22 protein-coding genes and 2 pseudogenes are annotated in these 24,636 nt (G+C 45.7%); 8 read left to right on the top strand and 16 right to left on the bottom strand.

Features of this window, described 5'->3' with window-relative positions:
- Positions 1 to 691: 691 nt before the first annotated feature.
- The gene (locus tag A3739_RS20005; protein ID WP_082878192.1) at positions 692 to 1,144 is read left to right on the top strand and encodes a SirB2 family protein; all 453 of its coding nucleotides are present in this window, start codon (positions 692 to 694) and stop codon (positions 1,142 to 1,144) included.
- A gap of 86 nt (positions 1,145 to 1,230) precedes the next feature.
- On the opposite strand, the gene zapE is transcribed toward A3739_RS20005, so the two are convergent.
- The 6 genes from zapE to A3739_RS19975 form a co-directional block, all read right to left on the bottom strand.
- Entirely contained in the window at positions 1,231 to 2,697 is a 1,467-nt protein-coding gene (zapE, locus tag A3739_RS20000; RefSeq protein WP_197472458.1) for a cell division protein ZapE, read from the bottom strand.
- A gap of 153 nt (positions 2,698 to 2,850) precedes the next feature.
- Positions 2,851 to 3,279, bottom strand: coding sequence for a hypothetical protein (locus A3739_RS19995; RefSeq protein WP_068478155.1), 429 nt, complete (start codon positions 3,277 to 3,279; stop codon positions 2,851 to 2,853).
- On the bottom strand, positions 3,276 to 3,563 hold the full coding sequence (locus A3739_RS19990) for a hypothetical protein (RefSeq protein ID WP_068476927.1): 288 nt from the start codon (positions 3,561 to 3,563) through the stop codon (positions 3,276 to 3,278). The genes A3739_RS19995 and A3739_RS19990 overlap by 4 nt, the downstream gene beginning before the upstream one ends.
- Positions 3,564 to 3,576: 13 nt before the next feature.
- Positions 3,577 to 4,119, bottom strand: coding sequence for a demethoxyubiquinone hydroxylase family protein (locus A3739_RS19985; RefSeq protein WP_068478150.1), 543 nt, complete (start codon positions 4,117 to 4,119; stop codon positions 3,577 to 3,579).
- Positions 4,120 to 4,408: 289 nt separating this feature from the next.
- A complete protein-coding gene (traF, locus tag A3739_RS19980) occupies positions 4,409 to 5,734 on the bottom strand; it encodes a conjugal transfer protein TraF (protein ID WP_068478146.1) in 1,326 nt (441 codons plus the stop codon).
- Between the two features lie 105 nt (positions 5,735 to 5,839).
- Complete coding sequence (locus A3739_RS19975; RefSeq protein WP_068478145.1) at positions 5,840 to 7,171, bottom strand: YihY/virulence factor BrkB family protein; 1,332 nt, start codon at positions 7,169 to 7,171, stop codon at positions 5,840 to 5,842.
- Positions 7,172 to 7,266: 95 nt separating this feature from the next.
- Here A3739_RS19975 and A3739_RS19970 point away from each other — a divergent pair, with 95 nt between their 5' ends.
- On the top strand, positions 7,267 to 9,093 hold the full coding sequence (locus A3739_RS19970) for an ABC transporter ATP-binding protein (RefSeq protein ID WP_068478144.1): 1,827 nt from the start codon (positions 7,267 to 7,269) through the stop codon (positions 9,091 to 9,093).
- Here A3739_RS19970 and A3739_RS19965 read toward each other — a convergent pair.
- The 7 genes and pseudogenes from A3739_RS19965 to A3739_RS19935 all read right to left on the bottom strand — a co-directional run bounded on the left by A3739_RS19965 (position 9,090) and on the right by A3739_RS19935 (position 13,205).
- Positions 9,090 to 9,521, bottom strand: coding sequence for a secondary thiamine-phosphate synthase enzyme YjbQ (locus A3739_RS19965; protein WP_068478143.1), 432 nt, complete (start codon positions 9,519 to 9,521; stop codon positions 9,090 to 9,092). The two genes, A3739_RS19970 and A3739_RS19965, sit on opposite strands and share 4 nt — an antisense overlap.
- A 115-nt stretch (positions 9,522 to 9,636) precedes the next feature.
- A pseudogene (locus A3739_RS31000) lies at positions 9,637 to 10,155 on the bottom strand (chalcone isomerase family protein).
- Between the two features lie 63 nt (positions 10,156 to 10,218).
- Positions 10,219 to 10,725: a LysR substrate-binding domain-containing protein gene (locus A3739_RS19955; RefSeq protein ID WP_068475613.1), complete on the bottom strand. Its 507-nt coding sequence runs from the start codon at positions 10,723 to 10,725 to the stop codon at positions 10,219 to 10,221.
- 21 nt (positions 10,726 to 10,746) lie between these two features.
- Positions 10,747 to 11,151 carry a LysR family transcriptional regulator gene (locus A3739_RS19950; protein WP_068475615.1) on the bottom strand — a complete coding sequence of 135 codons (405 nt, stop codon included), beginning with the start codon at positions 11,149 to 11,151 and terminating at the stop codon, positions 10,747 to 10,749.
- A 24-nt stretch (positions 11,152 to 11,175) separates the two neighbouring features.
- Positions 11,176 to 12,228, bottom strand: a pseudogene (locus A3739_RS31485) (OmpP1/FadL family transporter).
- 6 nt (positions 12,229 to 12,234) lie between these two features.
- A complete protein-coding gene (locus A3739_RS28905; RefSeq protein ID WP_156502713.1) occupies positions 12,235 to 12,384 on the bottom strand; it encodes a hypothetical protein in 150 nt (49 codons plus the stop codon).
- 212 nt (positions 12,385 to 12,596) lie between these two features.
- Entirely contained in the window at positions 12,597 to 13,205 is a 609-nt protein-coding gene (locus A3739_RS19935; RefSeq protein WP_068478139.1) for a tRNA-(ms[2]io[6]A)-hydroxylase, read from the bottom strand.
- A gap of 650 nt (positions 13,206 to 13,855) precedes the next feature.
- Here A3739_RS19935 and A3739_RS19925 point away from each other — a divergent pair.
- The 6 genes from A3739_RS19925 to A3739_RS19900 all read left to right on the top strand — a co-directional run bounded on the left by A3739_RS19925 (position 13,856) and on the right by A3739_RS19900 (position 19,009).
- Positions 13,856 to 15,235 (top strand): lyase family protein, encoded by a 1,380-nt coding sequence (locus A3739_RS19925; protein WP_068478135.1) that lies wholly within the window; start codon positions 13,856 to 13,858, stop codon positions 15,233 to 15,235.
- 27 nt (positions 15,236 to 15,262) lie between these two features.
- Positions 15,263 to 16,081, top strand: coding sequence for an SDR family oxidoreductase (locus A3739_RS19920; RefSeq protein ID WP_068478133.1), 819 nt, complete (start codon positions 15,263 to 15,265; stop codon positions 16,079 to 16,081).
- A gap of 102 nt (positions 16,082 to 16,183) precedes the next feature.
- Positions 16,184 to 16,678 (top strand): hypothetical protein, encoded by a 495-nt coding sequence (locus tag A3739_RS19915; RefSeq protein ID WP_068478131.1) that lies wholly within the window; start codon positions 16,184 to 16,186, stop codon positions 16,676 to 16,678.
- A gap of 13 nt (positions 16,679 to 16,691) precedes the next feature.
- Positions 16,692 to 17,885, top strand: a complete 1,194-nt coding sequence (locus A3739_RS19910) for a putative manganese transporter (RefSeq protein ID WP_068763644.1) — start codon at positions 16,692 to 16,694, stop codon at positions 17,883 to 17,885.
- Positions 17,886 to 17,995: 110 nt separating this feature from the next.
- Entirely contained in the window at positions 17,996 to 18,361 is a 366-nt protein-coding gene (locus A3739_RS19905; protein WP_082878515.1) for a pseudoazurin, read from the top strand.
- 234 nt (positions 18,362 to 18,595) lie between these two features.
- Positions 18,596 to 19,009, top strand: coding sequence for a hypothetical protein (locus A3739_RS19900; protein WP_068478129.1), 414 nt, complete (start codon positions 18,596 to 18,598; stop codon positions 19,007 to 19,009).
- Positions 19,010 to 19,040: 31 nt separating this feature from the next.
- Here A3739_RS19900 and A3739_RS19895 read toward each other — a convergent pair whose 3' ends face one another.
- From A3739_RS19895 to A3739_RS19885, 3 genes are all read right to left on the bottom strand, one after another.
- Positions 19,041 to 19,874, bottom strand: coding sequence for a hypothetical protein (locus tag A3739_RS19895; RefSeq protein ID WP_068478128.1), 834 nt, complete (start codon positions 19,872 to 19,874; stop codon positions 19,041 to 19,043).
- Positions 19,875 to 19,974: 100 nt separating this feature from the next.
- The gene (locus A3739_RS19890; RefSeq protein WP_068478126.1) at positions 19,975 to 21,795 is read right to left on the bottom strand and encodes a sulfite reductase flavoprotein subunit alpha; all 1,821 of its coding nucleotides are present in this window, start codon (positions 21,793 to 21,795) and stop codon (positions 19,975 to 19,977) included.
- 80 nt (positions 21,796 to 21,875) lie between these two features.
- On the bottom strand, positions 21,876 to 24,636 hold a 2,761-nt coding region (locus A3739_RS19885; protein WP_255376788.1), incomplete at its 5' end, for a glutamate synthase-related protein.

Genomic DNA, 24,636 nt, shown 5'->3' with positions numbered 1-24,636 from the left:
GACAATATTGCATCGCTACGAATTATAAAAAATAATTTTTATTTTAATAAATCAGACACTAAAACATTATCCCCTCTCCAATAATCAAGATATTCTTTGCGAGAAAGAGTGATTAGGATTGACAAGGGGCCGTTTAAACTCAATACCAAACTTTTAAGCAATTTTTTAAACAATATAAGAAGGAGGTCTGGGAAAAACGCATCTTATCTCACAGGTTTCGTGAGGAGTTGTAAATCCGATTCTTTGTAATTTCATTACAAATGTTAATTAATACACGTTTTTGAGCGCATAATTCGGATGTTTTATTGTTGGCCAAGTCGATTGTTTTGAGGCTTCAACAGAGCAACATAACCTCAACTCTCTCAGAGCCGGTGATTAATCAAAAAGCTTATTCAAAATCAGCTTCACGTCCTGAATCATTTGCTAACCATTTTTAAGCAAGTAATGGTAAGTTTTTCGCTTGCAAGAACTTCCGTTATTTTGACTCGTTTTATGGGGTTCTCGTTTTCCAATAACGATAAATAATCCATATCCAATTGAACGCCTAAGCTCGCACTGCTGCGTTTTGTAATAAACCTTTGGTCCGCTGTTGATTTAGTGTGAACCTATCCAGTCAGATGCATGCACTGACTTTTCTACCCTCTCCACCAATGTTTGCCGTATAAACTTGGCGCATTTCCAGCACTAATGAATCCAGATTGTCTTCCCGCTGTTATCTACACCCAGCGCAACGCCAGCGTACTTTTGCATTTCTGCGGTACTATTTAAGCAACCGCGATTTCACGTAAGTTGTGCCTACCTCACAGGATTAGGCTTTCTACTAAGAGGCATTCTCTCATCAAAGCAAAGAGCACTGCTCGAGCATAAGCTCACCCGAATACTCCCTCACCTCATCGACACATTTATACTACTGTCAGGTTTAATCATGATGGTAACGTGGGCATTGTGGCCGAGCGAACAGCCTTGGCTAGTCGCGAAGATCATTGCGTTATTGTTGTATATCGGATTTGGCTTGATGATACTGCATTGGGGTAACACAACCCGCAACCGCCTTGTCGGCCTGCTCGCAGGGCTAAGCTGTTATGTATTTATTATTGGAGCAGCGCATAGCAAATCTGCTTGGTCGGTTTTTAGTTTCATATAGAGGAAGAACTAAACGCAGCGAGCTTTATATAAAGGCGACTCGGATCGCTTGCGTGCTCGACGGGATTTAAGCTACGTTCGGATCCGTCATTCGCGCCCCCATTCCTTTCCACCCATTTCTACTAATCGAGACGCGGCTCGTCGAAAAGAAAAGGCGAGATCATTGGCGGACGAAAATTGTGCCAGTGACACTCCAATTAGACCCGTCGCCGACCACTCCATATGTTCCCCATCTTTGGTGCGAATCATGGTCGTCGCAAAGGAACTCGAGTTTCCCCCCTTCTCACTGACAAACAATTCTTCATCCCCATCACTGCTTTCGACTTGCGCTTCAAAATCGACAAATAATTCGTCGAGTGGGACTTGTGCCGCTAGCACCAAGCGGGTGCGAGATTCATAACACGCATCAATGAGGGTCACGAAGCGTCGCGCTTCGTTGAGATGGTTGGCATCCAATTGGGGGACGTTGTCCATGATGAGGACCGGAAATCGGTCGCAGAGAGAAAGATAATCGGCCGCACCGAGCGGTTGATAGCACAACTCGGAAAAGTCAAACCAGGCGCACCGGTCATTCAATCGGGCGACCTGGACGGTGCGACCGAAGCGAACTTTAATGATCTCAGACTCAGCTCCGGATGCAGTGCCACCAAATATTTCTTCCAACTGCGCCTGCATGTCGTTATTACTACTATTATCGCCCTGAACATCCTTGTTTGACCAAAAATAGGATTGACCATCCGCTCGATTTTCGAGTCGATAATCCTTGGTGGAGCCCTCCATCGAAATAATGTCGAACGTATGTTTCAACATATCTATGAATGGCAAAAAGAGGGACCGGTTAATGCCTCCCTCATATAAGGCATCAGGGGAGCGATTCGAGGTGGCCACGACTACGACATTGCAATCCAATAATAATAAAAACAGTCTTTTCAAAATCATGGCATCGGCAACGTCTGTCACCTGAAATTCATCGAAACACAGGAGTTGGGCTTCTTGTGCTAATTGCTGCGCAATGATGGGAATCGCATCACCTCGTGGGTGCTTCTGTTTGTAGACAAAGATTCGATGATGGACGTCTAGCATGAATTCATGAAAGTGGACGCGGCGTTTGGTAATTTTTGCGTGTTTGAATCTGTCATTATTGCAGCGCGAATCATCAAAAACATTAACCAACGCGTAAAAGAGATCCATTAGAAAACTCTTGCCGACCCCGACCGGTCCATGAATGTAAATCCCCCGAGGTGGTAGACCAAAGGACCATAAATGAAACTTCTTTCGAAGAAAAGACTGGGCGGATGCCATAGATCGTGCCAGTAACAGTGGTCTGCTGCTTGAACGGCTGCTCTCTATCTGCTCGTCGGTAAGCAAGGGTACTGGCGGGAGCGAGGCAAGAGACTCATGCAAGTCATCTAATTTTGCTGCTAGAGCGACTTGCGCGTCATCTCGTCGCACCTCCCCCGCGTCCACCATGAGTTCATAAGCCGCAGACACAGGGCCTATCGAAAAGCACCGCTGAGCGACGCGATGTTTTTCTATCATCGTCTTCATCATCATATTCTTAGTTATGGAGTCAGTGAGTTTATAAACTCGACGATAAAGTACTCTGTATGGGTATCAAATGGATTTGTATTAGAGGCTCAAATTTCGCAGTTCAACTTGTACAAAACTAGTACAGCGGAGGTTATGGCTGGTGGAAACACGTGCTTCTCAAGATTGGATAAATTCGCGAATTCGTCGACTCGCAGCTGACTCAAATAAACGTATGTTCTCTGTATTCAGCAGCCTCAAGGTTTGGGTAATTTTAACTTCGGTGTCCGAGGTGACATGCTCTAACCTTACCAACGTATGCTTGTAATCGAGCAGAAAAGTATTCAGCGTTTCAATAGATGAGAATTTTTGCTCTTTGCACTTACTAAATAAAGCACGTCTGCAGTAGGTGAGCCATTCGTATTGATAGCTTCCTGTTAAGCGCTCGGGGTATAGAGACAGCTCCTTCAAATCCCGCTCAAGATCAACCATTGGATCTTGATCATGCAGCAGCACACGCAAATTTAGTAGTTCGACAAGAGAGATAGAGTTAAAGTCGAACACCTTGTCGATCAGAGGCAATATCTCTGTGTCCTTTATCTCACTCATGCTTTCTGTTTACGCACCCAGTAGACATGTTTAATCAATGCACGATCTGCTTGCAGTGCTTCTAGCGAACTCAGTTGTTTTGCTAGCGTCATCTCGTCATACAGTGTATGAATAGCCTTATGACAAGCTCGGCATATGAAAATTCCGCTTTGTAATTGTTCCTTCAAGAAATGTTTACGATAGTGTTTTCTGCGATGTACTTTCTTCGGAATAAGGTGATGAAAAGTCAGTGGAACGACACGATCGCAGAGCATACAACCACCAGATCTATCTGAATTTTTCATCGATAAAATGCCCCTAAATTCGTTTTGCGATAGACACAGCCACTGCTGAACCCCGCGCTACCATAGCGAGCCAAATTTGACATAGGCGACTCGCCGGTTCGCGCACTCTCGCGCCCGCATCATCTCGATGAGCCATCTCATCTTCTCGGCATTGTGACAGCATTGTAATTAAGTGCGTCCAATTCGGGAAATCCTCAAAGCGATTAATTTGTGACTGATAGTGTGCTTCTACGAAGGTCTCCACTGTCTCGATAGTACGAAACACCCAATCTCTCCCAAGCAATGCTGGGAGGAAACCGGTCAGGAATCCGGCAATCACCCAAAGAGGCAGCACCAAGCTTCCTCGATACAAATGGATAAGCTCCTCAAATAAACATAGATGATGGTATTCAGTGCGAAGGTGTTCTCGAGCAAAGGCGCGAACATACGGATCGCAACTTGCGCTCAATATGCCGATGTAAATAAATACGGCCCCCATCTCACCAGCATGGCTGCTACGCAATTCCATTTTTAGTTCGTTTGGCATTGTCTGTGAGTAACTTACTTCGTTTTGCATATCGCCTCGCTCACTTATCCTCAAGAACGTGCGCGCTAAGGTGTCTTTCTAAAACAATTCTGGCGCATGCAATGATTACGGTTCAGGGCAAGACAAAGTTCACTCACAGGTCATAAGAATGGGCAACATCTCCTGTAAGTGGAGTGATTTATGAGTAATAGTGTCGGACTGACATGGTCTCGTTTTATTGGCAATGCGACAAATGCTCATTACAAAAAAACCGCTATTGGTCTCCCAATAGCGGTTTCTTGCAATAAAAATTCTGACTTATCTTTTAGCTAACTGAGGCTTAGAAAGTTACACCAAACTGCAAGCCTGCACCGACTGTATTTGCATCTGTACTGCCTAAGGCAGCAAGTTCTAGCGTAACGCCCGCTGCACGCAAGCCAAAGCCAGCTGTTAGAAGCACATCTTCACTTTCAGCAATGTTATATCGAGCGCCTGCGCGAAGTTGAAAAATCTCTGCCAAATCATATTCTGCGCCAACACCCAAGTATTGCGTATCACCCTCACCGAATACTTCTTCTGTTTTGGTTAACTCAAGATCAGCGGCTAACTCGTAAGATGCTCCTTGGTAAGAAATACCAGCCAAGACTTTTGGTTTTAGCTCAATATCGATTCCCTCCGGTGCAAAACCCGGACCCAAGTTAGTGTTGTCTCGACCCGGTTTGGTGGTGATCTCCATTGGCACAACGTTGATCACTGAGAGGCCAACCAATAATTGCTCGTCATCATCTAAGAAACTCGCCACGCCTAGATCAAGGTTGAATTTCGATTCACTCACTTTGGTATCTTCAAGATCGTCAGATTCAAACTCATCAACGCTCGTTACAAAGTCATAAGCACGTAGATCGACCATTTTAGGTGACACGCCTAGCGCATAGTCGTGACCAAAAAACGTAAAGTTATGCGACATCGACAAACCAACTTGCGAGTATGCTGAACCAACGGCGCGCACGGTTGACTGTAACTGATCCGCGTCATTCGCTGTGTCATACAGAGCGTTAACATCATCGATGTCTGTAATCACGGTGTTACGCGCTAGGTCTTCTAGTTGATCAAGCGTGGTTTGATCGTTGTAATTGATTTTTGCTGCAATACGAGCAGAACCAGAGACAAACAAACCTGCGCCGAAACGCTGGCTAGGTATCAACGCTGACACACCCATGCCGAGATCGACACGCGCTTGTTCTTGATCAATTTTTTGAAGCTCGTTGTTCAGTGCACGCGTTCTATTCGCTAATTCTGTTTGAGCAGCGGCTAAGCCTGCACCACCGCCCGCAATATTGTTTTCAACGTCAGTAATCGCACCTTCAAATGGTTTGATGAAATCATCATCGAAGTCATCCACGACATCGCGAAGCTCAGCTTCATCACTTGCTATTGCGTTTACTGATGGAAGTAACATGCCAAATCCATCGCGTTTTTCAGGCTGTTTTACCGCCAGTAAAGCCGGATTAAAAAAGCCTGCCGCAGCAGGACGTGCAGACGCAACGCCTACACCACCCATCGCCATCGCGCGACTATCAATAAAATTTGGTGCACCTGCAAATGCTTGTGCTGCAAAGAAAAAGCTGCCTGAAACAAACAAGGCACTCTTTTTAATGTATGTCATGATTCATCCTTTCAATCGTTATTATTTCGCCTCTTCTAGGCGCGATAATTTGAGTATAGATTGAAAGAATGAAAACGCTCGGTGATTTCTTAGATTGGCAGAAACTTAACGGACGACCTTGCCTTCGGCGAGTTCTCGTAGACTGACTTGAGCAAACTTTTCCTTGATGAAACCATCTAATACTTGGCTCACATCAGCGATATTCTTCTGAGCTCCTGATTGTGGAAAAGCGCGATAAATAGGCGGAGATTTTCGAATCGCAGATAAAATATCTGCCACGCTAATCAAATCACTAGAGCGTGCTAAGACAAAACGATCGCCCTCTGAGCCCGCATCTATAATCAGCTTTTTCTTAAGCAGTGTTTCGACAACTTGGCGAATTAATAAGCCCGGAATATTTGGCGTTGTTTCAAGCTCTGCTTGTTTAATCGGTTTACCGTTTTTTTCTTGAGCCTGAGTAATTGAGACCATGACCTGCAAGGCAATTTTCTCTAATGCGATGGGTGACCCGCGCATATCAAGCGAGCGTGTAATGTAATTATCATTCTGAACATAAAACGCTATAACAGAGCCTAGTAATAAAATTAACCAACTTGCATACAACCACAACAAAGCAACGATACCGACAGCAAAGCCAGAATAAATCATGTCATAGCGCGCCGAACTCACCACAAATGCCGTAAAGGCTTTGCCCGCTATTTGCCACGCAATGCCTGCAACAATGGCACCGATTAAGGCGCTAGAAGTTTTGACCCGCGTATTCGGTACGAGCGTATAAAAGAAAGTAAAGGCTGCGATCAACACCACAACTGGCATAACAGCGGTAACAAGCGAAAAAACAAAGCCAAGCGGTTCCACAAGACGAAGCTTTGTCACAATAGCGCTATCTAAAACCCCACTTGCGAGAGAGATACCAGCCACCAGCAGAATGGGCCCTACAAAGATCATGCTCATGTAATTGCTCAAACGACGACTAACTGAGCGCGTACTTGCGACATACCAAATTTGATTAAATGCGTGTTCAACCTTTTGTACTAGGGAAACCACTGTGTACAGCAATAAGACCAGACCAACTGCACCCAGAACGCCGACTTTCACGTTGTCGACAAACTGAAGGATCGAGTTCAGAATTTCTTGGCCTTTTTCTCCCATCGGTAAGAGAAAATGCTCGATCGCAGGCATGAAGTGATTTTGTACGTTGAAATATCGCAGCAATGAAAAGCTCAGCGCTAAGAGCGGCACAACGGATAAAATACTGGTAAACACCAAGCTCATTGCGTGCAAAGAGACATTGCCTTGCATTATGTCTCGTACAATCGCAAAGCATACACGTGCTGTACGATGCCCTAATCGTTCAATTGAGCTTTTGTCCGAACTTACCGGACGCATCAACCAATCGTATATAAGTGCCTGTTTTTCAGAAATAAAAGGTAACAACTACTACGTCTCCAAAGATCTTTAAGTGAGTATAGTTGAACAAAAGACTATACTAGCCAACGCCAACCATAACTTACGTAATTGAATTATTTTTGATGTTTCGTTTTTTTGAACAGCTCGTTAAGCCCTTCCCTGTTGACACACCAACAACACCACCCAAAGGTCTTGTTGCGTTTTGCATTCACTATACACGTGGTGTCATTCCGCATCTTTTAATAATGGCATGTCTAACGGCATGCATTGCGGTAATGGAAGTCAGTCTGTTTCGTTTCTTGGGCGAGCTCGTCGACCTACTAACGGCAAGCACACCGGCTACTCTCTGGGAAGAACACTCTTCTACTCTAACGGGATATGGCGTCATTGTTCTTTTGGTTTTACCGATCACCGTTCTTCTTCACTCTAGCGTGATTCATCAAGCCTTGCTTGGCAACTATCCTATGCGCATTCGTTGGAATGCACACCGCTATTTGCTTGGACAAAGCCTTGGCTTTTTCCAAGATGAGTTTGCTGGACGAATTGCCACAAAAGTCATGCAGACAGCGTTATCCGTGCGGGAAGCTGTGATGAAGATGCTCGATGTCTTGCTCTATGTAAGCGTTTATTTTATTGGCATGGTCAGTGTGCTCGCCATGAATGACCCGACGCTAAGCATCCCTCTTTTACTTTGGTTTGCTTCATATGTTGGAGTACTTTGCCTGTTTATTCCGCAACTAAGACAAATTTCTACCTTACAGGCTGATGCTCGCTCTGCCATGACCGGCAGCATCGTTGATACCTACACTAATATTTCAACGGTTAAGCTATTCAGCCATTCAAACCGCGAGGCTGACTATGCACGCGAATCGATGGATGGTTTTCTTCAAACCGTTTACCCACAGATGCGTTTAGTCACCAAGCTAAATGTCAGCGTATGGTTCCTGAATTCACTGCTGCTGTTTTCGGTAGCGACCTTATCCATTTATCTTTGGTCCGTTGATGCGGTGAGCACAGGTGCGATTGCAGTGGCCATTGGTTTAGCCTTGCGTTTGAACGGCATGTCGCAGTGGATTATGTGGGAAGTGTCGGCATTGTTTGAGAATATCGGATCGGTGCAAGACGGCATCAATACCATCTCACAGCCCAAACTAATTCAAGATAAAAACAATGCAAACGCGCTTGCGATGGCTAAGGGCCAAATTGACTTTAATCAGGTCAGTTTTGAATACAATGCCGGTGAATCAGTGCTTAAAGATTTATCTCTGCGAATTAAAGCGGGAGAGAAAATCGGACTGGTAGGCCGTTCTGGTGCTGGGAAATCAACACTCATCAATCTTCTGCTGCGTTTTCACGATATTCAGAAAGGCGAAATTCTTGTCGATGGGCAAAACGTTAGTGCGGTTCAACAAGAAAGCCTTAGGGCGCAAATAGGTGTGGTAACACAAGATACCTCGCTCATGCATCGCTCTGTGCGCGACAACATTGCCTACGGCCAACCCGAGGCGACTCTAGAACAGGTGATTGCGGCGGCAGAGCAAGCCGAAGCGCATCAGTTCATTCAAAACCTTAGTGATATCAAAGGCCGCGCCGGTTACGAAGCCCACGTGGGCGAGCGTGGTGTAAAACTGAGTGGTGGTCAGCGTCAGCGTATTGCGATCGCACGCGTCTTATTAAAAGATGCACCGATTCTTGTCTTAGATGAGGCGACATCTGCACTCGACTCTGAAGTCGAAGCTGCGATTCAAGAAAGCCTCTATAAATTAATGGAAGGTAAAACAGTTATTGCGATCGCGCATCGTTTATCAACAATCGCCGCGATGGATCGCTTAATCGTGCTAGATGAAGGGCGTATTGTTGAAGAAGGATCGCACCTAGAGCTGATTGCCAAAAATGGCATTTATGCTCAGTTATGGCAACGTCAATCTGGCGGATTTATTGGCGATTAAGAGTCACCTTGCAGGGTCATGATGAGCGTTCTCGGTCCGCCTGAAATACGGTGCTCACCAAGATAAATACCTTGCCATGTGCCTAGAGCAAGACGCCCATTAGTGATCGGAATCGTCAGAGAAGATCCAAGCATGACCGACTTAATATGTGCTGGCATATCGTCAGCACCTTCATAGTCGTGCTCATAAACAAAACTCCACTGCCCCACGTCGGGAACAAGCTTTAAGAAGTAACGTTCCATGTCTCTGCGCACACTCGGATCTGCATTTTCATTAATGCATAAAGACGCAGAAGAATGTTTGATGAATAAGTGTGCAAGCCCGACTTCGAAGTTTGCTATCTCAGGTACTTGCTGAACAATCTCATCCGTAACGAGATAAAAGCCTCTTTTTTGCGCTTTTAGCCGAATCGTACGTTGAAGCCACATAATGCTCTCACCCAACAATCAATTTACACGAGAGACTAGTGTGCCAGAAAGAAAAAGGCACTGGCCACTAGGAAGACTCAAAACCTAGTGCCGTGCCGAGATAAAACGAGAGGAATTAAGATGACAAGCCAAGCATCTCATTTTTCAACGAATCTTGAACGGGCGAATCGCCCAACCAAATACCAAATAATGCTTGTTTAAAATCTAAACTCGGCACCTCTGAAATAACAAAGTTATTACGATGTACCTGAATGACTGACTTTGCAGGGTCTCAAGACAATAAGAAGGTATCGCTGACATCAATAGGCTCATCAAAGGCTGAGAGAAGTTGTTCAATTCTTGGCTCCATTGCAGAGATATCACCAATTGATTGCTCAAAGCCTTCACGGGTCGCTTCTTGAAGCTTGTCACTACTAATTAAGCTTGATTCAATTTCTAAACAAATTGCCATAGGAGCATTGTCTTCAACAATATTACTCGCCTGCTCAGGGCTACTAGAGAGATACAAGCTTCCTACATATAAATCTATGAACATACGAGTTCGCATGCCACTGCCTTGCAGCTGAAGGGTTTGAGCGCTGACGTTAATAGACGGTTTAGATGTGCTTGAATCTGCGTATACAACACCTGTCATCAACATAAAAAACGACAGTACTGCGCCAAATTTATTAATAGTATTCCTTACTCACTTCTATATTTATTTTTGTGCCAGCGCCATCAACTCACGCAACACCAAAGAGCGAAACCATTGGTGTTCTGCAGGCTTGTTTTGCCGTTGATGCCAAATCATCTTGTAATTAAAAGGTGGAAACTCTATTTCTTCTGGCAACAAAGCGCTCGTTAAACCTTGTTCCGCTAACGCTTGTGTGCTCATTGCAGACCCACCAAGCATCAGATAATCTGTGGTAGTTAGGCATGACATTGCCGTGTGCATATTGCTTGTTTCAAAAGCCACACGGCGCGAAAAACCATGTTTAAATAAAATAGGCTCATCCTTCACATGGTTCTCGTTGAATTCTGGCACGATGATTTTGATATAGGGGTAAGACACATATTCATCGAGTGACAAACGCTTTTTATTTGCCAAAGGGTGGCGAACATTCATCAAAACACAGAAATCAATTTCTTTAAGGACTTGTTGATAAAAATTCGCCTTATCGACCTCAACCACATTAAGTGCAAGATCAAGCTGCCCATTAGCCATATCATCAAAACTTGTTTTCCCTCAAGGCTTCATTTCAATGTTCACTTTGGGTGCTTCATCTACTATGCGCGCCAACAAGGGCGGGCATAAGCGTGCCGCGACACTATCTAACAAAGAGATCCTGAAGGTTCGATCGCAATCACTCACAACAAACTCCGGTGGTGATACAAGTCGGCCTAGTTGCTCAAGCAATTCGCTTAAAGGTGTTTGCAATTCAAGCGCCCTTTCGGTTGCGCGAATTCCCTGCGTACCACGAAAAAACAGTTCTTCGCCAAATAAGTCCGACAAACGGGTGAGCATCTTACTCATTGCAGATTGTGTAACGTGCAAGCGCTCAGCGGCGCGAGACACGCTCTCCTCTTCAAGTAAAACTTGTAAGGCAACCAACAACTTAATATCGCAACGAGCTAGATTCTCTAACTTCATAACACCCCTCGGTCATATTTATGCTTAAAACTTATAATTCATTGACACCGCTCCAGCGACTGCTGAATTGTTGTACTCGCCTGCAGGGTTCGCCAACAAGCCTGACTCATGCGCAACGCTCGGCGTTCCCAAATCGGCATACTCTAAACGGAATGCCACATCCACCTCTGGAGTTGCTCTATAGAGCGCGCCAACGGTACAGCGTTTGATTTCATCAAGCGGCATATCGGCAGAACGGTGCTGGTCATCTACAGGGCTCTCATCTAAAGAAAATCCTGTTTGTAAGGTCCAATCGGAATTCAAGGCATATTCCCAACCGACTGCATATGGATTGGCGTCTTGCCAATGACGATCTATATCTAGCTCCATACCTAAAAGCCCAGAGTAAATAGTGGTGGTTTCAAAAGAGCTGTAGAACACACGACCCACATCCCATACAAATGCTGAGTTATCACTGACTTGGTGATAACCACTCAACATGACTGTCGCCGGGTTATCCCAGTTCAAAGAGGCATAGTCGCTTGTACCGTTGAGGCTGTCACCTCCTTATAGATCTGCATTGACCTCTGAGCGATATACCAATCCAAGACGATTCGACTGATTAAGATCCCACGTTGCGCCGGCTGTCCAGCCATACGCAACATCATCAGCATCTAAGCCAAGATCTTGCCCCATTACCGTTAGCTCTTGCTCAGCCTTGATATAGTTTGCGTTAATACCTGCGCCCAATGACAAACTATCTGTTACACGATAGGCAACGGATGGCTGCACCTGAATTGTCTCCATGCTGGCAGACTTCGCGACATTCACACCAGCCCAATCATCGGCATAATCAATACTGTTTCCGTAATGCACCATCAAAGACACCCCTACTTTGAGGTCATCAGACAAACTATGTACGTAAGCTACTGATGGTATGTGAACAACCCCGCCGGCATCCCCACCGTCCTTCTTTGCGGGGCCGACCTTAGGTTGTTCTGCTTCAAAGTTATTATCAGTTTCAGCTGCGACAACACCAACAGCCACTTGATTACCTTCTAGTTGTGTCATATTCGCCGGGTTTGACCAAGAAGCCATCGCGTCTCAAGCGTGAGCCGCTTGTCCTGCTCCTGCCGTGCCAAAAACAGCTGTCCCAGGTGTCACCTGTAGACCGGCGGCATAAACATATGATGCCGCCAAAGAGAGCATTGCCAACCCAAAAAGATTCTTACTTACGAGTGTTGTTTCATTCATATTTTTCTCCACTGAAGTCTGCATTTCTTAACAACTTGAGCTCAGTGTAAGGACGCGATACCGAGAAAAATAATGACAAAAAGGACTAACAAATATTCCTTAAAAGAAAGAATATAAAAATCTAATTTCCAGAAAGGAATCGATAGAGCAAGAGGCAGCACCGGTCAAGAGGACTAAAAGAAGGTTTCTAGGAGGAATATTAGGTGTATTGTTTAGTGCACTGGCCCGCTATGAAAACGAAACTCCGTATCAGGCTCTTCTATCAACGCCGCTTCGATGACTTTGAATTCTGCCACGCGTTCTGAAATATCTTCACCTGCATACTTGGTCGCAAGTTTTAAATAGTCTTGGTAGTGACGAGCCTCAGACTTCAATAGAGACTCATAGAAATCTTTAAGCTCTTCATCTAAGAACGGCGCAAGTTTGGCAAAACGCTCACATGAACGGGCTTCGATGAATGCGCCAATAATAAGAACATCTACTAGCTTTTCCGTTTCCGTCTTGCGCATCTGATCACGTAAGCCGTTTGCATAACGCGAAGCAGATAGCTTGCCGTAGATCAGGCCGCGCTTTTTAATAATCTTTAGCACTTGTTCAAAATGACGAAGTTCTTCGCGCGCTAATCGCGACATCTTATTCAGCAGTTCGTTATCATCAGGGTAACGATGAATGTTGTTCAAGGCCGTCATTGCCGCTTTCTTTTCACAATGGGCATGATCAATCAGCATGATATCCTGATTGGCCAATGCGTTTGTAATCCATAAATCCGGTGTTTCACACCCAAGAAATTCATGAATTTCGGCTAAAGCGTCAGTGTTCATACTTACTCATCCAGATGCTCAAAACTACATACATAACAGGCGCGCATTATATCCACACCCATAACGAAGTTCATCTCTTAATCGAGGGGGAATTAATTGCGTTAAAACGCAATATCTATTTTGACTCAATGCTTAACTGAACTTGCAATGCTAATGATAATTATTATCATTAGCATTTAATTAAATAATTTGAGTCAACTAAATGGTCACACCGGCTACCCCTTTGCTCGCCCAACAACTGAGAAAACAAGTGAGATACGGCCTCAGCCCAGATTCTCCCGCCCTGATTAATGAGTGGCTTGCAATTGATCGTTGCTGCTACCAAGGGTTTTATCATGGCGTTTGCAGCACTTGCTGTATAAAAGAACAACAATCCTATCTTGAGCTCCAATTCCGCTGTTTGCTAGAGGCCGTTCTTGACGAGCTAGTGCCGCTACAGTGGCGTTGCACCTGTCTTGACCACATATATAAGCCTCTCTTTAACTTAAAAAAAATCTGTAATGACGATGATAGCAAGCAACGCTTACAAACAATGTTTTCAGAACTAGCACTGATGAGTAGCTATTTTAACGCCAGTTTAACCGGACTTATAAGCCAACAATCGGCCGCATCAGAAACCGATAATATTTTAGAAAATTTAAGGAAGTAACATGACTGAAACAAGAACTGAACGCGACAGTATGGGTGAACTAACTGTACCCAAAAATGCACTTTATGCAGCACAAACGCAACGCGCTGTGCACAACTTCCCAGTAAGTGGCAGGAGAATGCCCGAAGCCTTTATACGATCACTAGTTAAAGCGAAAACTGCGGCGGCCAAAGCGAATGGAGAACTAGAACAAATCCCCAGTGACATGGCAAAGGCGATCTCCGACGCGGCAGATAAGCTTTTAGTAAGCGAAGATTTAATGCAGCACTTCCCTGTTGATGTTTATCAGACGGGCTCTGGCACAAGCTCAAACATGAACGCAAACGAAGTACTTGCCACATTGGCAACCGAACTCTACAAAGATTCCGTTAGCGCTAATGACCACATTAACTGCGGTCAAAGCAGCAACGACATCATTCCTTCGACGATTCATATCAGTGCGGCTATCGAGCTAAACGAACAGCTCCTTCCTGCTTTAGAGTACCTTGTTCAAACCACAAGAGAGAAAGCCAAGAGCGTAGATCAATACGTTAAGACAGGTCGCACCCATTTGATGGATGCAATGCCAGTGCGCATGAGCCAAAGCTTAAACAGCTGGGCAACTCAAATTGAACAAAACATCCTACACTTACGCCAACTTCAACCTAGCTTGCAGTCCCTTGCGCAAGGCGGAACTGCCGTCGGCACAGGTATCAACGCACACCCAGAGTTCGCCGCTAAATTCAGCAAGATACTAAGTGACGATACTGGAATAGCATTTACGCCTGCTGATAATTTCTTTGGCCATATTGGCTCTCAAGACATCGCGGTTGCACTTTCTGGTCAACTAAAAACAACTGCGGTTTCTCTGCTTAAAATCGCGAACGATCTACGCTGGATGAACTCAGGTCCGCTTGCAGGCTTGGGCGAGATAGAACTTGAAGCATTGCAGCCTGGCAGCTCGATCATGCCCGGAAAAGTAAACCCAGTTATTCCTGAGGCCGCAGCAATGGTCGCTGCACAAGTAATCGGTAACGATACGGCGATTACCGTGGCTGGACAATCCGGAAACTTCGAATTAAACGTCATGCTGCCCTTGGTTGCGAATAATCTATTAGAAAGCATTGAGTTACTGGCAAATGTATCACGCCTTCTTGCTGATAAAGCAATTGCTAGCTTCAAGGTAAACGAAGATAAACTCAGAGAAGCCTTATCACGCAACCCAATTTTAGTGACAGCTCTAAATCCCATCATTGGCTATCTAAAAGCAGCGGAAATCGCAAAACAGGCATATAAAGAGGGCCGACCAGTCATTGACGTTGCCGCAGAAAACACAGAACTAAGCGTTGACGAGTTGAGCAAATTACTCGACCCAGCCAAGCTGACGCAGGGCGGCCTTTAAGAGACAACACCCGAAAAGGAAAACAAAATGAGTACCACATTTAACTTCACCGGAAAAAACGTCTTTGTAGTTGGCGGCACGAGCGGTATTAACTTCGGAATAGCTAGCGGCTTCGCGCGCTGGGGAGCCAATGTAGTCGTTGCCTCACGCAAAGAACAAAAAGTTGCGAATGCAGTCGCAGAACTAAAAGCATTGGGCGCCTCTGCAAACGGCGTGACACTAGACGTCCGAGATTACGAGCAAGTTGAAGACGGATTTGAAAGCGCTTGTAAATTCTTAGGTGGCGACATTGATATCCTCATTTCAGGCGCAGCAGGAAACTTCCCTGCTCGCGTTAACGACATGTCGCCTAATGCGATCCGCTCAGTGCTTGAAATAGACCTACTAGGTACATTTCACGTTATGCGCGCTGGGTTTAATTATCTCAAAAAACCCGGCGCAAGCGTGATTAACATCTCTGCTCCGCAAGCCTTTCTTCCCATGGCTCATCAAGCACATGTTTGTGCAGCCAAAGCAGGCGTGGACATGGTGACGCGAACACTAAGTATGGAGTGGGGGCAAGATGGTGTGCGCGTCAATTCGATTGTACCTGGCCCGATCGCCGGCACAGAAGGAATGGATCGCCTGTCTCCAACCCCCGACTTACAGGCTGCTGTCGCAAAATCGGTACCGCTAAAACGCCTTGGTGAAGTCCACGACATTGCCCATGCAGCTGGAATGCTATGCGCTGAAGAATCCTCGTATATTTCAGGCATTGTGCTCCCAGTAGACGGAGGATGGAGTCAAACTGGCGCGACATCGGTCATGGATAAGATGTCGCGCATGCTCGACACCATGAAACCATAATTAACATAACAACGACAGCGCGCTGACAAAACTCACGCGCGTTGTCAGTACCGAATCGAAATAACATAAGTTGGTTACGATAGGACAAGCAAGGAAAAGCGCATGAAAATCACCCTAAGAAAGACACTCGACTCGGACACCAAACCACGCTTACTCACTTTATTGAACCTTATCGCCAATAACGAGATCAGAACGCATTTGCTTTACTCGGAATTAATAAAGCATCATGCGTGTCATGTGGGCAGAGACCAGCATTTATTATCTTGTTTTCACACAGCCTTGACCGAAGATAAAGATCACTACCAATGCATTGAGCATTGCATTGAACTTATCCAAGGCCCGAAAGCGCCCACAAAAACGAGAAACAAACACTACCCTAGCACACAATTAAAAAGCTCTTTTTCTAAGTTACTTAAAAGCCTCTATTTAAGCGAAGCCTCTTCAGTTCAAGCCTACTCTGAAATTTGCACCATGACCCTAGAAAAAGACTATCGCTTATTCGATCTTGCCTATCGCAACATGCATGAAAACATTGTGCACCTCGACGCTGTAGAAGAGGCACTAAACACTCACTGCCAACATCCTCTTACACATTAAGGCACAACTCTTTATGACAACGTGGCTACTCGCAAAGATAAACTACCCAAGTCCAGATTTAACATGGCGGGAAACACCGCGTTTACTGGTCAAAGAACTAATACTTCTTACACCCTTTCTATGCTTGATCGGCATAATATATATCGTCGACAAAACCTTATTTGGGCTTATCGTTGAAACCATGAGCGATGCATATATCGCTGTCAGCGTCTTTGTCTCGATCACGCTAGCAGGCTTCTACTACCTTGACCGTCACTTAAAAGCGGATCTTCGAGAATTACTTAATCGAAAATCTATTCTCCAAGTCCCAGTAGCTGCTTTTTTAGGTGCACTACCAGGTTGCGGTGGCGCTATTATTGTAGTCACTCAGTTCGTGAATGGCAGTATGAGCTTCGGTGCACTTGTCGCAGTATTGATTGCAACAATGGGGGATGCCGCATTCTTACTCATCGCGAAAGAGGCGGAAACCGCCGCACTCGTATATGGATTAAGTTTATGCGCAGGAATTGTTTCTGGCTATATCATTAACGCCGTACATGGGCACGACTATCTAAAGAGGAAATCTGACGAAACACAACTGAATACATTCAGCTTCTCGCGTACAACCCCTCTCAAGGTATATGCATTTATAGGGGTACTTGTTCCGGGTGTAATCTTTGGTTTACTTGAGGCCTTTCTGGTAGACACTAATGCTTTATTTGGCGCATGGACTGACTATCAGCCCGTTACTTGGTTGGGTTTTATTGGGGCTTTGCTCTGCATCTCTGTTTGGGTTGGTCAACCATTAGACTCTTGGTCGGCACGTTTTGCGGAAAAAACCGATATCAAACACCTGAAAGAGACCGTCGTCGCAGAAACCAGCTTTATTTCAGTTTGGGTTATTTTAGGCTTTCTCAGCTATGAATTTCTGGTATATAGCTATGGCCTTGATCTACAATCTGTGTTCCAACAATTAGGTGGTCTGGTGATCCTTTTTGCTGTTCTAATCGGCTTCATTCCCGGTTGCGGCCCACAAATCGTAACAACCACTCTTTACCTTAACGGTGTCATTCCTCTGTCAGCTCAATTGGCAAACGCAATTAGCAACGATGGCGACGGATTATTTCCAGCACTAGCACTCGCGCCTAAAGCCGCATTTAACGCGACCCTCTACAGCGCCATTCCTGCATTGCTATTAGGCTATTGCGCGTACTTCTTAGGCTGGTAACTATTATTTATGGTTCTTTTTTCAAATAAATAATCGGAGAAATATAATGAATATGAAACTTTTATCAGTCCTTTTCCTTAGTGTTATCAGCAGCGGAACACAGCGTAGAAATGAAAAACGTAGGAGCGGACGGCCCAATGGTATTCACACCAGCCGTGCTTCATGTAGCAGTGGGCGACACGGTACATTTTTTACCAAGCGATCCAGCGCATAATTCTGAATCCGTTGCAGGATTAATTCCAGAAGGCGCGACACCTTGGAAAGGAGATATGAACAAAAAAGTGTCGGTGACGATCGATAAAGAAGGCGTGTACGTTTACCAATGCCTACCCCATTCGGTATTGGCGATGGTCGGCGTAATCGTTGCAGGCAAGCCAACAAATCTAGACGCGGTAAAAACGAATGCTTCGTCTCTAACAAGTAAATTCGTTGTTAATAAAGACCGCTTAGACAAGTATTTAGCACAAGTAAAATAAGCCATTCATCAATAGCTAGAATCGGGTGTTATATAGCAAATTAATGTAACGCCCAACCTTCCAACGATTTCCCAAATCAGCTATCGCCTGCTTTTTTCAGCACGATGCATAATTCGCATTTTCTGCAATACCTAGTCAACTAATTTAAGTTTCTTAAGGCGAGTCTTCTTCGATTATTTCTAGCGGTTTACATTCATATTCTATATAATAACGATTCTCATTTAGATTTAAAAAATGCTAAATGGTAACTCTCTCACAATAGAGCAGGACTGGATAAACACTGTGCAAGACAAGCCAAAAATAAACTTCGAAGAACGCGATGAATACAAACGAAAGTACGAGCATGCCAATACGAATTTATGCTTCAAAGCTATGCGCTTTCGTCATCAACACGTGAGCCCTGTAACCATCGATGAATTTATTGAAGCGGTCCATACTTTAGCCGCCGTATTTAAACTTCCAGCATCTGAACATCACCCCCTCGATACGTTTTTTTGGGCACGAAATAAACTTCAAACCGAGTTTGAACAAGAAGGCCGAAGTGATGTGTTTAAGGTTTGGTGTCGTCGCGCAATCAACGAATTAGAACTCGATATTCAGGCGCAATGCGACTTGCTTGGCGACGGAAAAATCGTCGCGTTAGTGTAAGGACATTCAGCTGGGGACAGTCCCTATTCAACTAAAACACCTTATCGCCTAAATACGCATCGAATGAGAAGTCATTCATTCCGGTGGTGATGATGTGAGAGCAGTATTCGTCTAGGGCTTCTACGGGGTTTTGTAGCGCTCGCATGCCGAGGATATCTCGACCTGTCATATGAAATATTTCTTGGGTCGGTACATGAAGCAAAAGCGATTCCTCGACATCTTTGTCGTTGCCTTTTCTCTTTAGGAAACACCCTAGACCATAGTAATCGCCACTAGATTGGGCCTCTAAGTCAAAACGTTCGACAAGCCGCGCCAATATGGTTTTCACACCACGAAGGCCTGAAACAATCGTATTAGTATACGGCCATCCGTTGGACAACTTAGTGGGTAGAAAATCGGTATTATACAAATCAGAAGGATTCACAAGCAGACCCATACCTTGCACGTGACCATCAAGATAGTATGCCTCTCTTAATTGACTAGGCAAACCTAAGTTCATCGAAGAACCCGCGCTCTCGAAAGAACATGACATCGCGCCTAGCTCGATCACGCGCCCTTGCGCCTCAATGTAAAGTCCAGCTGACACGCCGGGCGCCATGCCTTGTCGCAGCGCAGGCCTAATTCTTCCTTTAAGAGCCACAAATAGCTCTCCACCATCCAAAAGTGCATGCCCCGTTTTCGGTTGGTGCTTTACCAAATGCTCCAAAAACTGCTCTTTTCCTGCAGCAAGCGGCGAAAGCACATCAGGTCCCGTTTTGAAGTCAAATATTTTGCTAGCCAACTGCTCTGGAGCGTCTTCTTTTTTGTAGATACACTCAACACCCGCCGAGCGCATCTCTTCAAGACTAAATCCAAATTTATTCACTTTTTCTTCCCTAAATTTGAAACATAAAAAATCCCGCACCTCTCTCGACCTGTAGGATTTTTAGTTTAACGGTGTACTAAGCACCTACTTAAGTAAGTGCTTAGTACACGTCACGCACATAACGTTTTTGTTTCTTAAGGTCTGCCAAATAGGCGTCTGCTTGCTCAGCACTCATGTTGCCATGCTCTGCAATGATGTCATGCAAGGCTGCATCCACATCTTTAGCCATGCGGTAGGCGTCACCACAGATGTAGAAATAGGCGCCACGCTCAAGCCATTCAAAGAACTCTGCACCACTCTGCTTCATGAGGTCTTGTACGTATACCTTTTCTTCTTGGTCACGCGAAAAGGCAAGGTCTAGCGTGGTTAAAAGACCTGACGCCTTCATTGCTTCCATTTCTTCTTCGTAGATGTAATCCGTGGCACGGTTGCGATCACCAAAGAATAACCAGTTGTCGCCACCTGCTTGGCGAGCCTGACGCTCTTCCAAGAAAGCTCTAAATGGCGCGATACCAGTGCCAGGGCCAACCATAATCATAGGCGCTGAGTTGTCTTCTGGTACGGAGAAGCTTTTGTTTGGCGAGAAGTAACATGCTACTTCTTGGCCGTCTTCAACTAAGTCTGCCAAGTAGGTTGAGCACACACCCATATAATCACGACCATCATGATCATAACGCACACTACCGATGGTCAGGTGTACTTCGTTTTCATGCGCATTGATGCTTGATGAAATCGAGTAAGCACGCGGCGCTAAAGGCTTAGACAAAGCAACAAATTCGGCAAAGCGCATGTCGCCCTTATAGGCCTTCAACAAATCAACAACATCTTTACCCCATAAGAAGTCGTTTAATGCTTCTGTATCGTTATTTTCAACTAGACGCGTCAGCTCTTGGTCGCCACTGCGCTTCGCCAGTTCAATCACTAAATCTTTTGACGGAGTGCGAATTTCTAGATGCGCTTTGAGTACGTCTGCGGCTGTATAGTTTTGCTCTTTGTATGGAACAGACTCTGCATCATCAACACCGAACACGGCTAAGCAGGCTTCAACAAGGCTAGGTTGGTTCAACGCAATAACATTTAGTGCATCCCCTGCATTGTAGGTTTCGCCGCTATCGCCCAAAGAGAATTCGTAATGCACGATTTCCTTACTTGAGCCTTCTTTGTTCAACAAACGCTTGTTGACCAACTTCGCTTGCAAAGGGTTGTTGCGATTGAACTTAGATTTTTCGTTTTTCGCTGACACAGGCTCTGCGGCCGCACCAGAAACACCACCGTCACGTCCTTTGCTTGCAATGGTCGGGATCACTTTCTCGATCCATGCTTCAGCAGCAGCTTCAAAGTCAATGTCGCAATCAACACGATCTTCAACGCGCGTTGCGCCAAGTTCTGCCAAACGCTCATCCCATTGCTGGCCAGCTAAACAGAAGTCGTCGTAGTTGGTATCACCCAAGGCAAGTACTGAGTAGAACATATTCTCGAAACGCGGCGCGTCGTCTGCCTCAACCTGATCCCACAAGTTTTGTGCGTTGTCGGGCATTTCACCCTCGCCGTAAGTACTCGTTACAACAAGCAAGCGCTCAGTGGCAGACAGCATGTCTAGCGTTACATCGTCCATGTCGTAAACGGTAGGTGCTAAACCCTGAGAAAGTGCTAGCTCGGCAGCATCTTCCGCAACAGTTTCTGAGTTGCCAGTCTGGGTGCCAACGATAATAGATATCGCTTTTTGTGCGACTGGCGCAGATTGACTTGCACCTGCTTGCGCGCCATCGTTGTTGATCAATAAACGCGTATGTAGGCCAGCAAGAAAACCGCCCATCCACTGCTTTTGATCTTCGTTAAACGGCAAGTCCTGCGGTAAATAAGGTACACGCGTAGCGGCGTTTTCGCCCACTTGGTTTACGTCATTCACGATGTCGTTCATATTTCCTCCTACTCACCTCGAGATACTTCAAACGAGGCTTCGCACATTTCAATCGTTATTAAATTCTTTTCTTCAGAGTCTTAAGCTGCCTGTTGCATGACGCTCGCGATGGTCTGTAAATAATGTCTGGCTAAGGCTTCTTCCAACGGTGGAAACTCGGCCAACTCGGCTTTGTTTTGACGGTCACGTTCAATAATCCACACCGTTGTACCCCATGCACGGGTATCCCACACTTCACGCAACATCAGTGACTCTTTGTAATCACGTACGCGCTTATCAGCAAGCAAAGCTGCGAGTGCTTCGTTGCTGTAGGCCTCAAAAGATGCTTTTAAGTCTTTATGAATTTGCTCTACTAGCTTTCGGTCTTCGCTTTCAATTAAGTGACGCACCATTTCGTCGCTGGTTACACGTGTTGATTTCACTAAATCAGACTTGCTTGCTAGCTCTTTGGCGCGGCGCAAGATGCCCATGGCATTCACGTACTGGTAAATAAGCCCGCTATCACGCTCTCCATAACCGGGAACATCACCATTGAACATGTCTTGCTTGCGCTTATAAGCGTCACCGATGCGACGCAACTGCCACAAGCCCCATGCTTGAGAAAGCTCTTCCAACAAGACTTTACGAGGACTTGCTTCAAGAATCGCTTCACCACAGTGGTAGCGATACAAAGATAAAGGAATCAGCACATAGAAGTGTTGACGCGCTTTGTCCCAGTTTTCTAGCAAGCTTGCCGCTAGGCTTGAGCCGCAATGTTGAATGTGCAGTTCAAGGTGCAACTTCAACGCGTCTTCTTGTGCACGCATTAAGCTTGAATCTTCAGATAATGCCGTCGCTCGTACTGAGTCTCGGCTACAACGCTCTGCAATTTGGCCGCTTGGATCATACTGATAAGCGGTACCTCCACTCATACCATTGCCGAAGCCTTTTCCATATGAGCCTAAATTGATCACGCTGCCGTTGGTCATATATTCACAGCAGAAGTCACCCACACCTTCAACGACAGCTACTGCGCCAGAGTTACGTACACCAAAACGGTCGCCCGCTTGGCCTTGTACAAACAACTCACCACCCGTTGCACCGAACAAAGCAAAGTTACCGATCAGTACGTTGCCTTCTTCGCATGTCGCACCACCACCAGGATTGCTAACGATAATACGGCCACCGCTCGCGCCTTTACCAACTCCGTCGTTACAGGTACCGCTGTGTTTAAGCGTTACACCAGAGTTATTGAACGCACCAAAGCTTTGACCTGCTGAATTATGTGTTGCTACCGTTAAGCTGTCTTCACGCAATACCACTCGACCATTGCTTAATGTATCTATTGCAGGGTGAGCAGTGCACTGCTCTTCAGTAAGTTCGTAGTTAAGATGGCGCTCTACATCAATACTGAATTGACCACCGGTTGTCTTATTACAGTTAGTCAGACGCGGGCCTTCGATTTCTAACGAAGCCAATTGCGCTTCGAAGAACCGTTCGTAGGCTTCGTCGATATAAGCTTGGTCTGGCTCAAAGTTGGCTTCAAGCGCGACCGCTTCTTCGTCTAACGTTTTGGCATTTGGTACGCGTAATAAGGCGCGCATATCCAACTGACCAATTAAGTTCGGGTGACGAATAAGTTGTAAAAGATCTGTACGGCCACGTACTTCACGCAAACTTGCAAAGCCGAGTTCTGCCAAGACTTCACGCACTTCGTGCGCTAGGTTAATAAAGTACTGTGCCAAGGCTCGTGGGTCGCCTTCGTATACTTCTGGGTTTGTTGTCAAACCTGCTGGGCATTTCACGTTACAGTTTTTCGCCATCACACACTTAAGCATCATCAGTGCGGTGGTTCCAAATTCAAAGGAATCACCACCGAGCATTGCAGATTTAACAACATCTAAACCTGTTTGATGGGCGTTTGAACAACGCAACACAACGCGGTCACGCAAGCCATTTGCAGTCAGTGCTTGATGTACTTCTGCGATACCTAGCTCTGCAGCACGCCCCGTGTTTTTCAAACTGGTTACCTGCGCGGCACCAGTACCTCCTGTATTACCTGCAATATTGATCACGTTGGCACCCGCTTTCGCGACACCTACTGCAATCGTGCCCACACCTTCTGACGATACTAGTTTAACGATTACCTTCACACGCGCTGCTTTCGCGTCGTGAATCAACTGGCCTAAGTCTTCGATCGAGTATGTATCGTGGTGCGGAGGAGGAGAAACTAGCTCTACCCCAGGTGTACCGCCACGTGCCGCTGCGATCTCTACATTTACTTTCGCAGAAGGTAGCTGACCACCCTCACCTGGCTTCGCTCCCTGTGCGATTTTAATTTCAATTTCTTGTAGCGATGGATCTGCTAGATAGCCAACCCAAACACCAAAACGACCAGACGCAAACTGCTTGATCTTACTGGCTTTTACAGTGTTATAACGACGTGAATTCTCACCACCTTCACCAGAATTACTCATCGCTCCGGCAATATTGGTACCCTGAGCAACCGCTTCGTGGGCTTTGGCAACCAAAGCACCATGACTCATTGCGCCTGATGCAAGCGCTGCAGTAATTTCGTGCGCAGGTTGTACTTCGCCTAATGCGATAGACGCCGGCGCAGTTATTAGCGACTCAAAGAACTCAATCTCACCACCCTGCACCTCAACAATCAAAGCACCATTCTCTATTTGCGCGCGACATAGTTCTGCACCCAGAAATGCAACAAATGCGCTATGTAATGCCTTCAAACGGGCTTCGTCAGAACTTGTAAGAGACACTTCAAACCGACCATCATCACGTGCGATGACAAACAACCCGCGCGCCGAATAAGACACGTTACCTTTAAGGTCAACGCTGTCTAAT

The organism is Oleiphilus sp. HI0067, assembly GCF_001635735.1.
This window is presented reverse-complemented; position numbering and strand designations above follow the sequence as displayed.

Coding starts and splice junctions, on each gene's coding strand:
- A3739_RS19970 (WP_068478144.1), top strand. CDS start 7,267: ATGTTTCGTTTTTTTGAACAGCTCGTTAAGCCCTTCCCTGTTGACACA.
- A3739_RS19935 (WP_068478139.1), bottom strand. CDS start 13,205: ATGAACACTGACGCTTTAGCCGAAATTCATGAATTTCTTGGGTGTGAA.
- A3739_RS19955 (WP_068475613.1), bottom strand. CDS start 10,725: ATGGCTAATGGGCAGCTTGATCTTGCACTTAATGTGGTTGAGGTCGAT.
- traF (WP_068478146.1), bottom strand. CDS start 5,734: ATGACATACATTAAAAAGAGTGCCTTGTTTGTTTCAGGCAGCTTTTTC.
- A3739_RS19985 (WP_068478150.1), bottom strand. CDS start 4,119: ATGCAAAACGAAGTAAGTTACTCACAGACAATGCCAAACGAACTAAAA.
- A3739_RS19965 (WP_068478143.1), bottom strand. CDS start 9,521: ATGTGGCTTCAACGTACGATTCGGCTAAAAGCGCAAAAAAGAGGCTTT.
- A3739_RS19910 (WP_068763644.1), top strand. CDS start 16,692: ATGACAACGTGGCTACTCGCAAAGATAAACTACCCAAGTCCAGATTTA.
- A3739_RS19920 (WP_068478133.1), top strand. CDS start 15,263: ATGAGTACCACATTTAACTTCACCGGAAAAAACGTCTTTGTAGTTGGC.
- A3739_RS28905 (WP_156502713.1), bottom strand. CDS start 12,384: ATGAATGAAACAACACTCGTAAGTAAGAATCTTTTTGGGTTGGCAATG.
- A3739_RS19990 (WP_068476927.1), bottom strand. CDS start 3,563: ATGAAAAATTCAGATAGATCTGGTGGTTGTATGCTCTGCGATCGTGTC.
- A3739_RS19915 (WP_068478131.1), top strand. CDS start 16,184: ATGAAAATCACCCTAAGAAAGACACTCGACTCGGACACCAAACCACGC.
- A3739_RS19905 (WP_082878515.1), top strand. CDS start 17,996: ATGAAAAACGTAGGAGCGGACGGCCCAATGGTATTCACACCAGCCGTG.
- A3739_RS19890 (WP_068478126.1), bottom strand. CDS start 21,795: ATGAACGACATCGTGAATGACGTAAACCAAGTGGGCGAAAACGCCGCT.
- A3739_RS19995 (WP_068478155.1), bottom strand. CDS start 3,279: ATGAGTGAGATAAAGGACACAGAGATATTGCCTCTGATCGACAAGGTG.
- zapE (WP_197472458.1), bottom strand. CDS start 2,697: ATGATGATGAAGACGATGATAGAAAAACATCGCGTCGCTCAGCGGTGC.
- A3739_RS19900 (WP_068478129.1), top strand. CDS start 18,596: ATGCTAAATGGTAACTCTCTCACAATAGAGCAGGACTGGATAAACACT.
- A3739_RS19950 (WP_068475615.1), bottom strand. CDS start 11,151: ATGAAGTTAGAGAATCTAGCTCGTTGCGATATTAAGTTGTTGGTTGCC.
- A3739_RS19925 (WP_068478135.1), top strand. CDS start 13,856: ATGACTGAAACAAGAACTGAACGCGACAGTATGGGTGAACTAACTGTA.